Source organism: Bacillus sp. AFS088145 (assembly GCF_002564465.1).
GTDB lineage: Bacteria > Bacillota > Bacilli > Bacillales > Bacillaceae_G > Gottfriedia.
In genome coordinates, this window is the sequence record NZ_NUUX01000039.1 from 119,431 (window position 1) to 132,003 (window position 12,573).

General features: G+C 31.5%; 14 protein-coding genes. 6 read left to right on the plus strand and 8 right to left on the minus strand.

The genetic code is table 11. The features are described from left to right. The first annotated feature begins 398 nt into the window (after positions 1-398). A complete protein-coding gene (locus tag COI44_RS19990) occupies positions 399-629 on the plus strand; it encodes a hypothetical protein (RefSeq protein ID WP_098429508.1) in 231 nt (76 codons plus the stop codon). Between the two features lie 191 nt (positions 630-820). Here the strand turns inward: COI44_RS19990 and COI44_RS24310 are convergent, their stop codons facing one another. Beyond that, positions 821-964, minus strand: a complete 144-nt coding sequence (locus COI44_RS24310; protein WP_179887198.1) for a hypothetical protein — start codon at positions 962-964, stop codon at positions 821-823. A gap of 241 nt (positions 965-1,205) precedes the next feature. Here COI44_RS24310 and COI44_RS19995 point away from each other — a divergent pair, with 241 nt between their 5' ends. After that, complete coding sequence (locus COI44_RS19995; protein ID WP_098429509.1) at positions 1,206-1,727, plus strand: hypothetical protein; 522 nt, start codon at positions 1,206-1,208, stop codon at positions 1,725-1,727. 621 nt (positions 1,728-2,348) lie between these two features. On the opposite strand, the gene COI44_RS20005 is transcribed toward COI44_RS19995, so the two are convergent. The 3 genes from COI44_RS20005 to COI44_RS20015 form a co-directional block, all read right to left on the minus strand. Beyond that, a complete protein-coding gene (locus COI44_RS20005) occupies positions 2,349-3,089 on the minus strand; it encodes an esterase family protein (protein WP_098429511.1) in 741 nt (246 codons plus the stop codon). Positions 3,090-3,106: 17 nt separating this feature from the next. Then, a complete protein-coding gene (locus COI44_RS20010) occupies positions 3,107-4,294 on the minus strand; it encodes an ATP-grasp domain-containing protein (protein ID WP_098429512.1) in 1,188 nt (395 codons plus the stop codon). A 135-nt stretch (positions 4,295-4,429) separates the two neighbouring features. Further along, positions 4,430-5,260, minus strand: coding sequence for an alpha/beta hydrolase (locus tag COI44_RS20015; RefSeq protein WP_098429513.1), 831 nt, complete (start codon positions 5,258-5,260; stop codon positions 4,430-4,432). A gap of 515 nt (positions 5,261-5,775) precedes the next feature. On the opposite strand from COI44_RS20015, the gene COI44_RS20020 reads away from it, so the two are divergent. Beyond that, on the plus strand, positions 5,776-6,288 hold the full coding sequence (locus COI44_RS20020) for a GNAT family N-acetyltransferase (protein ID WP_098429514.1): 513 nt from the start codon (positions 5,776-5,778) through the stop codon (positions 6,286-6,288). A gap of 77 nt (positions 6,289-6,365) precedes the next feature. On the opposite strand, the gene COI44_RS20025 is transcribed toward COI44_RS20020, so the two are convergent. The 3 genes from COI44_RS20025 to COI44_RS20035 all read right to left on the minus strand — a co-directional run bounded on the left by COI44_RS20025 (position 6,366) and on the right by COI44_RS20035 (position 7,953). Beyond that, on the minus strand, positions 6,366-6,833 hold the full coding sequence (locus tag COI44_RS20025; RefSeq protein WP_098429515.1) for a hypothetical protein: 468 nt from the start codon (positions 6,831-6,833) through the stop codon (positions 6,366-6,368). Positions 6,834-6,902: 69 nt separating this feature from the next. Then, on the minus strand, positions 6,903-7,412 hold the full coding sequence (locus tag COI44_RS20030) for a hypothetical protein (protein ID WP_098429516.1): 510 nt from the start codon (positions 7,410-7,412) through the stop codon (positions 6,903-6,905). After that, positions 7,387-7,953: an RNA polymerase sigma factor gene (locus COI44_RS20035; RefSeq protein ID WP_286164008.1), complete on the minus strand. Its 567-nt coding sequence runs from the start codon at positions 7,951-7,953 to the stop codon at positions 7,387-7,389. The genes COI44_RS20030 and COI44_RS20035 overlap by 26 nt, the downstream gene beginning before the upstream one ends. Before the next feature lie 219 nt (positions 7,954-8,172). On the opposite strand from COI44_RS20035, the gene COI44_RS20040 reads away from it, so the two are divergent. Beyond that, on the plus strand, positions 8,173-9,147 hold the full coding sequence (locus COI44_RS20040; RefSeq protein ID WP_098429518.1) for an NAD(P)H-quinone oxidoreductase: 975 nt from the start codon (positions 8,173-8,175) through the stop codon (positions 9,145-9,147). A gap of 26 nt (positions 9,148-9,173) precedes the next feature. After that, positions 9,174-9,878, plus strand: a complete 705-nt coding sequence (locus COI44_RS20045; RefSeq protein ID WP_098429519.1) for a DUF554 domain-containing protein — start codon at positions 9,174-9,176, stop codon at positions 9,876-9,878. 41 nt (positions 9,879-9,919) lie between these two features. Here COI44_RS20045 and COI44_RS20050 read toward each other — a convergent pair whose 3' ends face one another. Then, positions 9,920-10,618, minus strand: coding sequence for a YoaK family protein (locus COI44_RS20050; RefSeq protein ID WP_098429520.1), 699 nt, complete (start codon positions 10,616-10,618; stop codon positions 9,920-9,922). 996 nt (positions 10,619-11,614) lie between these two features. Between COI44_RS20050 and COI44_RS20055 the strand changes: the two genes are divergently transcribed. Next, entirely contained in the window at positions 11,615-12,502 is an 888-nt protein-coding gene (locus tag COI44_RS20055) for a Vgb family protein (protein ID WP_098429521.1), read from the plus strand. Positions 12,503-12,573 lie beyond the last annotated feature (71 nt).

Genomic DNA, 12,573 nt, shown 5'->3' on the forward strand with positions numbered 1-12,573 from the left:
AATCTTTAATAGTAATTTACTTATCATACACTAGTTCTTATAGTTTATTAAATTATTACATCCTATCTATTCAGTTAAAATTTTGTTCTACATGGTTCTTAACAAGTATTTAATAAAAAAATATAGATCCGATAATTAAATTATTGGTTAGAATATCAACTATTCTCACGGTGTTAGAAATCCATTAGTGAAAAAAGTGCAAGTATTGAGAGTAGTTAAATTAGACAATAGTAGTATTGCATTAGCATTTAGTAAATATGATGGATTTTATGGCAGGACTCGTTTAGTTGAAGGACCAAATGGGGAAGTATCAAATCAAAGGTTCTTCGTGGAGATGTAGAATAGACCCTGCTGAAGTCGAAACATTTTAAACAAACAAAGGAAAATACCAAGTAATTATGGGTAATAATGCAAGTGGAGATATTGATAAAATTGAATTAAGGGCATTTACTTTGAATAATAGTAGTCGAGTTTATTCGGATTACACTACGACCCTAGAAGTCCCAAAACAAGATGCTTATTTCATCTATAAAAAAATCCCAACAGATTATAATCAAAAAAACTTTGTGGGCGATATTGAATTTGTTTGTAAAAATAAAGAAAGAAAAGTTATATTTCCTGTTCAATAATTCATTACTTTAAAAATATAATATTCTTATACAATTATCTCATGCTTAAGTTACATAAGAAAAAACAGAATCTTCTATAAGGAGATTCTGTTTTTAAAATAAAGGTTAAGTATTACGATTATACTTCGCTGCTCTTTTAAGTTCTTCTACTTCATCATCAGATAATTTTTCTTTACCAGTAAAGTGATCAATTACTTCTTTTGTAGAAAATTCACGTGTTTCTTCAACTTTTTTTGGCCCATATCTGGATCTAAAATCGAACTAAATGTTAATCCTTCTTTGATACCTTTTACTACACCTTTTAATAAGCCATCCTGTTTTATATTTTCAGTCATTAAAAATACCTCCCCTCACAATTAATTGTATAAAATTTCCATTTATTTGTATAGACCACTAGAATACATTGACACTATTTCACTAACGAATACCATAGTTGAATAACAAATCAAAAGTTCCTACTTGATTAGAAGAATCTTGTTTATCAATTAAAATATGATATCCACTCTAAGTATTTCATTAGTAATTTAGGGGATAATTTATAAGTCTAAAGAATTATTTTAATAGGAGGATATATTATTGATTTACTACAATAGGTTTGGTACTAAAAGAGAGTTAACAGTAAGTGAAGGCGATCGTGTTGAAATTATTAAAAGAAGTGACATTTATTGTATTAATGACGAAGAACCTATTTATCATTCAGGGACGATAACGAAAATCGATTATGAAGATTTAAATAGAGATCCAGAAAAAGAACCTATTGGTATTTGGGTAAAATTTGATAAGGATAATGTATTTAATGATGGTGAAGAAGAATTTATTGCATTAGCTGAAATAGAGGAATTGTTTAAGAAAATGTATGACATTGTTGGTTATGCTATGGTAAATGAAGGTGTTACCTTAAGTATTACAGGAGATGGTATAGGAAAAATCATTAATTTTGATTATCAAAATGGAGATTTAATTCCTGTATCAATACAAGGAGGTACCGGGGCAGAAAAAGGAAATATTACTGAAAATGATGAAAAATTAATTCAAGAAGTCAAGCGTTATGGTACACCACAAAAGTACTTTCATTATGTGCTAACTCAGTCAAAATAAGTTTCACATTCTGACATCATTAAGAATCTTCAATTGTTGGTTATCAAGAACAAATTTATATTAAAAACTAAAAAATAATTACGCATCTAGTCATATTTCCTAGGTATTACATAAAGGTTTCGAATTCAAAAAAGGCTCTTTCGTAATGAGCCTTTTTTCGATTCAATTGATTTGATTCCATACAAACCCTAAAGAAAATTTATTCGCAAATTTCTCTTTGATAAGTTTTTAAGAAGTCTCTTTTTAAACAATCGACTAATAAAAACATCGTTGACGTCAGTCCCATCTAGACATTTAAATTCTATTTTAAATGTTAGAAGCTTTTGTGAATAATTAATGTAATCAATATTCGAGTAATAAACTTTTCGATATTTTGCTAGTTTATAGTAAAAACCCGATTGAAATATATTACCTTTTATCTCAAAAAATTCTTTGCGAAATATTATTTTTCCACTTGCCCTTATCTCATCTTCCGATCCGACTGCACAATATATTTTTTTCAATATTTAGTTCCCCTATTGTGGATTTAAGAAATATATTTATAACCTAATGCTGGGAAACATCCATTTTCTATATTTTGAACATGCATAAGAATAATCTGGTAATCATACTTCTGACAATTTATTTAAATAATTCTCCTAAATAATACGGCATTTGTTTTCGCCACCAAACCCAGTCATGCGAAACATCCCCGCCCCACTCATCAAACCATGCTTTAATTTGTTTTTCTTCAAAGGCTTCTTTTAATGTAAAATATGAAGGTAGTCCGTCTTGTTCCCAATCTCCCTGTCCGGTACAAATTATGATATCTGCTGAACGGTATCGATCAATAAACCACCCGTCATTTTGATTCCATATGTAATCACTTGGTGAATTTTCGTATACAAGAGGATCATTTCCGTAGTCCCCGAAAAAGAAACGCACATCGTAAACACCGCTAAGTGCAACGGTTTTTTGGAAGACATCCGGATGTCTTAGGAAAAAGTTCAACGCATGATATGCCCCCATACTACAACCCGTTGTCATCATTGGATTAAACCAACCTGTTTTGTGTTTAATAAATGGAATAGCTTCTGAAATCACATATCGATCATATGCTTCATGAGCTAATGCACGGTCATGTACCGATTTTGAGTCGTGTAGCCAGCTTTCACTATCTATAGTAGACAGTGTAAAAAACTGCACGTTTCCGGATTCAATAAAGTCATGACATACATCAATCATTCCAAAATTATAGTATTCAAAATGAGTCCCCCCAGAAGAAGGAAAAACTAGGATTGGCATACCACTGTGTCCATATCTGTTCAACTGCATTTCGCGTCCTAATTCCCCGCTCCAATGGCTTAAATGTTCTATATTCATAGATAAATCTCCTATCCTTATACGTTTACAATGCTGCAATTTTTTCGTTCATGAACGAAACGAATGATATCATCAACTTCTTCCTGGGAATCTGCATTAATCGCATAAAATTGATTACCTTGTAGTTCCGCAAAAGCATCTGGAATACGCTTTTCAAACTTTACACTGTCGCCAAATCGTTCATAAATAGAATTTGTATCGTGGTTATACTCATACGCATCACGCTGTGTTATACCGACACAATACTGGTTTTCGGCATCGGATTCCTTAATTTTCCCACCTGTTACAATAGAAGCATACTGATCAAATAAATCAATGGAGTATGCGAAATTGTACATATCTATCGTGTAGCCACCAGCTAAGCGGTTATTATATTCAAGTGCAACATAATCCCCATCTTCTAATTTAAAAAACTCAATATGGAAAAAGCGTTCTTTCATCCCAAAAGCTTTTACAATTGATTTACCGTAGTATTCAAGCTTTGGATCAATTTCTTTTTGAATAATATAAGCTAAATCCAACTGACCTTTTACAAGTTCCAGAGTTGGCACATTATATGTAAAGCTTGTTTGGAAAACAATATTCCCTTTCTGATCGACTAAACCATCAAATGTACAAAGTACCCCACCTTCGACATATGGTTCAATGAAGTAGACTTGTTCTTCATCCCATACTTCTTCAAAATTGCGTACAGCCTCTTCTGAACATAATTTAAATGTTGCAGCCGAACCAACACCATTATCCGGTTTAGCAATAACTGGCAAACCTAATTCATCAATGGCTTTAGTTAACTCATTTTTAGTTTTAACGACTTTTCCATCTACTACAGGCACCCCTGCTTTTTTAAACAGCTTTTTCATTTCAGATTTATATTTAACTTTTTTCAAGTCACTTGGTTTATTACCGTATACATTAAATTGCTCACGTAACTTCGCATCAAGTTCTAACCAGTGTTCGTTATTGGATTCAATGCGATCAATCGGACCATGTTTATAAAATAAAAATGCGACAGCTCGTTTCACTTCATCTAGATCTTCTAAATTATTCACACGATAATATTCTGTTAAAGCGTTTTGTAATTTGGGACCTAATTGGTCATATGGCTCTTCGCCAATACCTAATACATTAACACCTGCTGCTTTTAAACGATGAGCAAATGCCTGAAAATTTTCTGGATAATATGGAGAGATCAAAATATAATTCATAAAAATGCTCCTTTCTAAATATCAAAAAATTTATTAATTACATAATTTATTTCAATTTAAAATCAATGTAAGCTTCTTTATAAAAAGTAAGTAATAGGTATCTTATTTAAGTCAAATATCATTATTTTAGTTCATTCAAGACCATTTCTCACTTAAGAAACGTAAACATTCTGGTAAGTGTTTTGCCCAAGCTTGTTCATCATGTACTTCATCTGCAAAAATATTTAAACAAATGCTATCAATTGGAACAGAGCCTTTTATTAGTTGTTTATAATACTTAAGCGAGCAATCGATATATGCCTGCTTCATATTTCCATACATCAATTGGCGATCGGTATCATCACCTTCCTGAGTACCAACTTGAATATACACTCGTTGTTCAGGATCCAACTCTTCACTAGCTATATAATGATCAAATGCTTTACTTGTAATCCAATTGGCTAAAGAAAAAATACCTAAACCACCAATTTGATCTTTATATTCAACACCCATAAAAGCAGAAATATTTCCTCCTAGCGAACTACCAATCACCGCTGTATGATATTTATCCGATTTAGTTCGATATTGCTTATCGATAAACGGCTTCACGACAGTCATGACAAAATTGGCAAACTCCACACCTTTCCCGCCTAGCTCATAATCTTCAGGAAGTGGGCTTTCAGTAATTTTCCAAGGCGTATATTCATTAATTCGATCTTGTCCACCGTTATCGATCCCAACAACAATCATCCTCGGTAAATCAGGGTTTAGTTTAATTGCCGGAATCACTTTCCATGAATACCCGCTATAAGATTCACTACTATAGAAAATATTTTGACCATCATGCATATAGACAACTGGATAATTTTTATCCAGGTCTTCTTCATAATTTTTCGGCAATAAAACACGCACGCGACGTTTTTCATTTTTATAAGCCATATGTAATTGATGTGTTTCTAGTTTTAAATAAAAATAGGATTGATTCATTTTAACTTCCTCGCTCCTTTAAACTTACCTTTAGAAAAATCCAACAGCTTAAGTTCTTCTAATAAATAAGTGTTTGATAAATATAACTCACACTAGGAAGAGAACTCTTCAATAACTTTATATACTATTTGTTCTAATTTCTTTATTACCTCTAAATCAATTAAACTTACAATCTAACTAGCTACCTAAATAATGTTTTTCCAACAAGTTAACACATAGTCTGAAAAATCATTTGTAATTAATTCAACGAAAATAGATTAGATTCCTTCTTGAACAATGAAGTCAAATAATGATATAGAGGATAACTCGTAAATGAATGTCCTAGATTTCACACTATTGGAAGATAGTTTACTAAGGAAACAAGGTTTATAATATAAGCTATGAACAATTAATAATTGGGATTATCATTTGAATAAGCCGATCTATAGGAACAAATATCATTTTCAATTTTACGGTTTGTCTAAAAAGTTCTAAAATTAGAAGAGATAATAAATTAAATATGGGGGAAAGGAAAAATGATTAGAGAAGCTACTCAAAATGATTTAATCGACATTTTAGAAATTTATAATGATGCCATTCTTAATACAACTGCTGTTTATTCATATAAACCACAATCGCTTGAAAGCAGACAAATTTGGTTTGAACAAAAGATAGATGAAGGGTTTCCAATACTCGTCTTCGAACTTGAACAAAAAGTCGTTGGATTTGCTACATTTGGTCCTTTTCGAGCTTGGCCGGCCTATAAATATTCGATTGAACATTCAGTATATGTAAATAGTGAATATAGAAAAAAGGGGATTGCCACTTCATTAATGAAGGAATTAATCTCTATTGCCAAAGAAAGAGAGTATATGACTTTAATTGCTGGAATTGATGCAGATAATGAAAAAAGTATTGCCATGCATAAAAACTTTGGATTTGTATTTTCAGGTACAATTAAAAAGGCAGGTTATAAATTTAATAGATGGCTTGACTTGTCCTTTTATCAATTAGATCTTGATAGACCAAAGAATCCTACAGAAGAATAAAATTAGTAATCTATAAAAGGTATGTTTTGAACAATATTTTTCAAAACATACCCTTTCTTATTCGATCGAAAAGCGTTCTATTTTACCTCTAAAGCAAAAGCATAGAAAGCATCGCCATGCGATAAGTGCTTATCTTTTTTATCCATCCACCATACTCCATATGAATAATAATATACCCCTTTATTAATAGGTGCTGAAAATTGATTCTTCACTACTACTATTTCACTTTCCTTATTATTATTAATTTGAGTTAAGTGGAGTTCATTTGGTTTAGGGTTATAATTCATTATAATTTTAACCTTTTCGCCTGGTTTTACTTCAATTGGCTTTTTCCCCTTTAGCAGTTCGACCGGTCCAGCTGTATCAACACATTCTCCCTGTCCATTCGATTGCCAACAATAAGTACCTAACTTCGTATCATATGTTTGATCCTCCACTTGAACCATTGTTTTTGGAGGCTTATTACCTTTCATACCATTATTTGCTGAACATCCAGTGAAAATGAGAAAGAAAAAAAGTATCGCTGCACTTAACCATTTTGACATTTTGAACACTCCCTATTTTCAAATTGGACTATAAATATGAATCAAATTTTATTTTAAACAGTCAACCAATCATTTTTCAGTTTTTAAAAACTTTAAGATTGTTCCGTCCTCTTGTTTTACAATAATGACTTTTTGGTCATTCGTTAAATAAATTTTATCGCCAACCTTTAACATATTAGACGTAAAATTGACTTTAGGAATCGTATGATCAACAACTTCCTGGACTACACCGATTTGGTCTTTAAGTATAAATTCCATATTATGTAAAATTCCTTCAAACCGATATTGAGCCCCGTTTACAATTAATAGTCCAATACTTACATCTGCAGAAGTACTTTTAGACTCATTTTTAATACCTATGTCTTCCTTTAGCGCGTTTTTAATAGGAGAGTTAATAAAAATAATAAATGCCAGAAACAAAAGAATCCCAACTGAAACAAACGGTTTTCGAATTCGATTATATCCCCTATTAGAATTAGCTTTATTCCATATTTGATCATATGTGACGGAAGAGTTATGTTGATCTAATTTCTTTTGAAGAGTGTGTTTAATTTCAGAAATGGGATTGTTTTCCACCATTAAGTTCTCCTCCTTTCAGTTTTTGTTCTACTTTAAACAGCTCGTTTTTCGATAAACGTTTTCTTAATTTTGTCAGCGCGTAATTAAGCCTTGATTTACATGTACCGATCGGAATATTTAAAGAGTCCGCCACTTCATCTAATTTAAGTTCTAAATAATAATGAAGAACAATCACTTCTTTACTCTTCTGCGGTAATAAGTTTATCTCTTTCCATAGATGATCTTCCATTTCATTTTTTAAAATCGATTGTTCAACTTCATTTTCAGTTAGAGCATCATAATGAATGCCGAAAAGTTTCTTAATTTTTTGTTTGCGTATCATATTACGGGTGATATTTACTGTCATTCGATAAATCCAAGGTTCAATAGTTTTAGTTTGATCAAACAGATGGAATTTTTTTATGATACGAATGAACGTCTCTTGCGTAATATCATCTGCCATTACTTTTGATTTAGTTAAAAAGTAAGCAGTACGATACACCAATGACGAGTGATTATTAAACAATTCTTCTAAACAATCTTTGTCAACTCTTTCAGGCACTAGTCCTCCTCCTTTCACCATTTACTCTATATACACTTAAAAACAGATTATAGTTCGGAGTTTTTTAAAAATTTTTTCTCTAAAATTCCTTTTTAAAAAATGAGTAAGAATTATGTTAAGAAAATATACAAATTTCATCAATCCGAGTTTTTAAAATATTCTTTCGATTAGTTATATAGTATGATAAGAATTAACTTAATTAAAGGTAGGTTTTTTAGAATGAAGGCAGTTCAAATTGATGAATCAAAGCATTTATTTATTGACGATTATCATATGCCTGTTTTAGGTGAGAATGAACTACTTGTTAAAGTTCATGCTACGGCTATTAATCGAGCTGACTTACTTCAAAAACATGGTAAGTACCCCGTACCAAAAGGTGCATCACCTATTTTAGGTCTAGAAATGGCCGGGATTGTTGAACAAGTTGGGGCTAATGTTACAAATTGGAAAGTTGGAGATCGTGTTTGTAGCTTATTGCCAGGTGGAGGTTATGCGCAGTATGTTTCCATTCCTTCAGATTTAGCAATTTCAATTCCAGATCATTTATCGTTCGAAGATGCTGCGGCTATACCCGAAGTGTTTTTGACAGCTTACTTAAATTTATTTGAATTAGGTAGATTAAAAGAAAATGAAACTGTATTAATTCATGCCGGAGCTAGTGGTGTTGGGACCGCTGCAATTCAGCTTGTAAGAGAATTTGGTGCAAGTTCAATCGTTACGGCTGGGAATGAAATGAAACTTGCAGCTTGTACTGATTTAGGTGCAAATCATGTGATTAACTATAAAAATGAAGATTTTAAAACTGTAGTCGAAAAAGTTACTGATCATGTAGGTGTAGATGTTATTTTAGATTTTATTGGTGCATCTTATTTTCATCAAAACTTACAAACATTAAATACTAATGGCAGACTCATTTTGATTGGTACAATGGGTGGAGTTAAAGTGAACGATGTGAACTTATTACCACTTATGACAAAGAGAATTTCCATTATAGGGAGTACTTTGCGTTCACAAACACTTGAGCAAAAAATCTATTTAACGAATCAATTTAAAAAAGAGGTCTTACCACTTTTTACGAATAAAAAAATAAAACCGATTATCGATACAGTGTATAGCTGGCATGAAGTGAATGAAGCTCATACTCGAATGGAAAACAATTTAAATATCGGAAAAATAGTCTTAAAAATAGATTAATTATATGTAAGTTAAAGGGGATAATCATGGTACTACTCGGTTCAATTGTTAATGCAGCAGCTATTATTTTTGGCTCTTTACTAGGTTTATTTATTAAAAGAATTCCAGATCGAATGAAAAACCTAGTAACTCAGTCAATTTCTCTCGTAATTATTGTCATAGGATTTACGTTAGCAATGAAAACAAATCAAGTTCTAATCGTCGTTTTCAGCTTATCATTAGGTGCAGTTTTAGGTGAATGGTTAGATATCGAATCTAAATTAGATAAACTAGGTCTATTTATCGAAAGTAAAGTTCAATCTAAAAACGAAGGTTCTATTTCTAAAGGATTTGTTACTTCGACTTTATTATTCTGTGTTGGTGCGATGGCTATACTTGGGGCTCTAGATAGCGGACTTCGTCATAATCATGAAATTCTATATACAAAATCAATGATGGACGGTTTTCTATCGATCATTTTAACTTCAACACTTGGTATTGGCGTATTATTCTCTGCTGTCCCAGTTTTAATCTATCAAGGATTCATTGCCATTTTTGCCTCATTTGTACCGAATCTAGTAACTCAGCATTTATTAAATTCAATTATTGCAGAAATCTCAGGTACTGGAGGAATTTTATTAATTGCTCTTGGTTTAAATTCATTAGGTTTAGTAAAAATAAAAATTGGTAATATGTTACCTTCTATTTTATTTGCACTTATTATTGTTTGTTTCATTCAGTTTTTCAAATAAGATTACTAAAATGAGCCCCAAAAATGGGCTCATTTTTTAAATTAATGGAGTTTCTTTCTAAAATAACCTTTGTCTTTGTGATATAAGATTAACGCTATTATTAATACTCCTGCAGCAATCCAAACAGCTTGATTCCCAATATATTTTGTTGAAAGACTCCCAAACAATGCGCCAAATGAAAAGGAAAGGATAATAACAAGAAACTCTTTAAATTTTGTTTTTGCTTCTTTGTCATGATTTACAAAAGCTGTATATGCTGCCTGAGAAGCAATTCTAATATTGCCGGTTGTCATAGTTGAATTGTATGTCCATTTATCTAAATGAGTGAAGGTTGAAATTTGTAATGATGAGACAAAGGAGATGCAAACTGTTACAACTATATTAGGTACACTACTAGGTAATAATCCTACAATCAATAACACACTACATTCTAATAAAAGTATTGAACGTCTATAGCTATATAAAAGTTCTCTTAAACGTGGATGTTTAACGGATTCAGCAACTAATACCCCTAGAATAAAGGCTATAATAGGTAGAATATAATCCACAGAGTTTTTCCAATTTCCAAATGATAGATTTATTGCCAAAAGAACAAGATTTCCCGTTTGTGCATTGGCAAATACACCGTCTCTACTAATAAAAGTATACCCATCTAAAAAACCACCTACTAAAGCTAACAATAATCCAAGATAGACTGAATTTGATGATAATGATGGAATTATTTTTTGTTTAGATTTCAATCTAGTTCTCCTACTTCTATTACTAAACTTAGCACAATCATAACACACTTATTATGTAAATAAATGTGAACAATAATCCAACAATTACATAAAAAACAATCAATTTTCCACTAGGGTTAATTGATTTTTTAAAATGGCTCTGTTAAATTAAAAAGTTGATTTTTGAAATCAAAAAAGGCTGTCAAATTAGACAACCTTTAGGACCCTTATCGAACTAATACACTGTGTTAGTTGCATAACATGCTGCACTAATTTTTATTATCTATTTAGTTGTGATATATAAAAGCTTTGTGCTGCAACTAAAATTATAACTACCGATAAAACAAAGAAGCCAATTGACCAACTTTTCTTTTTTAAAATATAATTCTCGATCCCAGATAGAAACATGGTTGCCGCCATAATTATTCCTATAAGTCCGGAATAGAAAAAATTAACAGGAAATGATTTTAAAGAAAATACAATAAGTACTATGTAAGGAATTCCAAGTATCATCTGAGTAATTGCAATAGGCTTTACCCTGTTCTTAAAAAAACGGTTACTTAATTTAATATTATTCCCTCTCCTCTTTTGTCTAAAAAATTTAAAGTATATTTTAATTATACACTTGCAATCGAATACTGTAATGTGAGGGAATTCTAACTTTTTAACACAGAATTTAAAAGAATCCTTTTGCAAGTAAACTATTTTGTTTAATAAAAAAGGCCGTTCATTAGTTGCTTATGATTTTCAAATAAAACTTTGCATTAATCGAACAACCGTTAAGCTGCTTCGGTGTGCTTTATTAATAGTTCTAACTCAACTCATGCATTACGTTAATTGGTAGTAGAGTTAAATAATTTAAAGGGATAATTTATAAATTGTTGAAATTAAATAATTGGATATAAATACCATAATGAAGAGTTTTTTTGAGCTGGAAAATGGAGCTTATTAATGTGTAGAAGTTTTAAAATGTAAATTATATGGAAGTTGAAGGCAATCTTTAATGGAGGGGTTAAAATGAAATTTGATCTGCAAGAAATAAATATTCCATTTTCTAATTCAGGTCCATATGGGATAGCTGTTTCGCATGATGGGAAAATATGGTTTACTCAGCATAAGGCAAACAAAATTAGTTGTTTTGATCAAAATGGACATATTCAAGAGTATACTGTTCCCACACCTAATGCTAGAGTGATGTGTTTAACAGTATCTTCAAAAGGAGATATTTGGTTTACGGAAAATGGAGCCAACAAAATCGGAAAGCTCTCTACAAGTGGTCTATTTACAGAATATCCTTTGCCGCATCCAAATTCAGCCCCGTATGGAATTACAGAAGGACAAAATGGGGATATCTGGTTTACTGAGATGAATGGAAATCGGATTGGTAAATTGACTACAGAAGGGAAGATTCATGAATATGAACTACCTAACAAAGGAACATATCCTTCTTTTATTACACTAGGTTCTGATAACTCACTTTGGTTCACTGAAAACCAGAACAATGCTATTGGTAAAATAACGGATTCTGGAGATTTAATGGAATTTCCAATTCCTACACCCGCATCAGGGCCTGTAGGTATTACAAGAGGAAATGATGATGCACTTTGGTTTGTAGAAATAATTGGGAATAAAATAGGGAGAATCTCTTATTCTGGAGAGATAATAGAATATGACATCCCTACACCGAATGCACGCCCCCATGCTATTGCTGTTGGAGAAGAATTTGATTTATGGTTTACTGAATGGGGTTCAAATAAAATAGGAAGATTGACAAAAGACCATGCAATTGTGGAATACACAATTAAAACACCTAATGCAGAACCTCACGGAATTGTATGTGACAAGAATGGAGCCGTTTGGTTCGCATTAGAATGTAACAAAATCGGAAAATTAACCTTGATATAATAAGAGGTAGGTAGTTAGCTTGTTAAATAGATTAAAATGAAAACTGAATTGGGAACTCTCGTATTATGCCT

Coding starts and splice junctions, on each gene's coding strand:
- COI44_RS19990 (WP_098429508.1), top strand. CDS start 399: ATGGGTAATAATGCAAGTGGAGATATTGATAAAATTGAATTAAGGGCA.
- COI44_RS24310 (WP_179887198.1), bottom strand. CDS start 964: ATGACTGAAAATATAAAACAGGATGGCTTATTAAAAGGTGTAGTAAAA.
- COI44_RS20005 (WP_098429511.1), bottom strand. CDS start 3,089: ATGAATATAGAACATTTAAGCCATTGGAGCGGGGAATTAGGACGCGAA.
- COI44_RS20010 (WP_098429512.1), bottom strand. CDS start 4,294: ATGAATTATATTTTGATCTCTCCATATTATCCAGAAAATTTTCAGGCA.
- COI44_RS20015 (WP_098429513.1), bottom strand. CDS start 5,260: ATGAATCAATCCTATTTTTATTTAAAACTAGAAACACATCAATTACAT.
- COI44_RS20020 (WP_098429514.1), top strand. CDS start 5,776: ATGATTAGAGAAGCTACTCAAAATGATTTAATCGACATTTTAGAAATT.
- COI44_RS20025 (WP_098429515.1), bottom strand. CDS start 6,833: ATGTCAAAATGGTTAAGTGCAGCGATACTTTTTTTCTTTCTCATTTTC.
- COI44_RS20030 (WP_098429516.1), bottom strand. CDS start 7,412: ATGGTGGAAAACAATCCCATTTCTGAAATTAAACACACTCTTCAAAAG.
- COI44_RS20040 (WP_098429518.1), top strand. CDS start 8,173: ATGAAGGCAGTTCAAATTGATGAATCAAAGCATTTATTTATTGACGAT.
- COI44_RS20045 (WP_098429519.1), top strand. CDS start 9,174: ATGGTACTACTCGGTTCAATTGTTAATGCAGCAGCTATTATTTTTGGC.
- COI44_RS20055 (WP_098429521.1), top strand. CDS start 11,615: ATGAAATTTGATCTGCAAGAAATAAATATTCCATTTTCTAATTCAGGT.